1 protein-coding gene is annotated in these 1257 nt (G+C 63.2%); it reads right to left on the bottom strand.

What is annotated here, in order from left to right; all coding sequences use genetic code 11:
• Nucleotides 1–1238 (bottom strand): IS3 family transposase gene (locus NEI07_RS15790; RefSeq protein ID WP_256035848.1). Its coding sequence is split into 2 segments (ribosomal slippage), with 1239 coding nucleotides annotated over them: nt 1–905 and nt 905–1238; the frame shifts between segments, so codons are not numbered across the junction. This gene is flagged as partial in the annotation.
• Between the last annotated feature and the right edge of the window lie 19 nt (nt 1239–1257).

The raw sequence follows: 1257 nt of genomic DNA, 5'->3' as shown, positions 1-1257 counted from the left end.
GGACACGGGCTCCACAGCCTCTTTGATTGACCTATCGGCGATGAACTCACGCGGCGAACGATAACCCAGCGCGCGATGCGGGTGAAGTTGGTTGTAGTGGTCGAACCATTTCGACAGCGATCGGATGACGGTTTGCGCATCGGGTGTCGGATTGACGCGGACATAGTCGCGTTTGATCGTACGCACGAAAGCCTCGGCCATTCCATTCGATTGTGGGCTCTCCACGGGGGTCGTCAGCGGCTCGAAGCCGATCTCGCGAGCAAACTTGCGTGTCTCTCCGGCAATGTAGCAGGAGCCGTTGTCGGTCAGCCATTCGATCGTCGCCGGCAGTCGATTGATTGGTCCGAAGCGCTGTTCGACGGCCGCGACCATGAGGTCGCGAACATCTTCTCCCTTGATGCCTTCGGTCGTCGCGATATGGCCCACAGCCTCGCGGTCACAGCAATCGAGCGCAAAGGCGATGCGCACCTTTTCGGCATTGTCGCATGTGATCTCGAAGCCGTCCGAGCACCAGCGGAGGTTCGACTGTGCGACGGCGATCTTGCCGTCATGTCGGCGTTCGTCGGCGCCGCCTGCGTGGCGTGAAAGCAAAAGCCCGTGAGCGCGCATTACTCGATAAACCCGCTTGCGGTTCACAGGCGCGCGGTCCTCGGAGATGCCGTCGCGGCGCAGGACAGCCCAGACGCGCGCATAGCCATAGGAGGGCATATCGGCGATGACTGCCTTGATCCGCTCCAGCAACTCCCCGTCCGGCAGCGGCGGGCGGCCTCTGCGCTTGGGAGAGCGCCCGGCCACCCGCTCCGCGACGTTCGAGCGGGTGACGCCGATTGTCTCGCATATGGCCTTCATCGCGAACCGTCCCTGGGCAGCGACAGCGACCGCAATGTTCGTTTTTTTGACTCCGTCGCGATCTCGAGCGCTTCCTTAAGAATCTCGGCTTCCAGCGTCTTCTTGCCGAGCAGCCGCTGCAACTCGCGGATCTGCTCCTGGCTCGCCCGCAACGCGGACGCCGGCACGACCTCCTCCTCGGCGCGCGTCGCTGTCAGTGCTCCTTGTTCGGCCAGGCGCCGCCAGGTGAAAAGCTGATTCGGCGAAACGCCGCGCCGTCGAGCGACCAGACTGACCGTGACGCCCGGTTCGCGCGTTTCGGCGACGATCTCCAGCTTCTCGGAGACGGACCACCGCCGCCGGCGCTGCGGGTCGGTCAGGATTTCGGCTTTCGGATACGAACCAGTCATAGACACGGCATTACTCCTA

It is taken from the genome of Methylocystis suflitae (genome assembly GCF_024448135.1).
Taxonomy (GTDB): Bacteria; Pseudomonadota; Alphaproteobacteria; order Rhizobiales; family Beijerinckiaceae; genus Methylocystis; species Methylocystis suflitae.
This window is presented reverse-complemented; position numbering and strand designations above follow the sequence as displayed.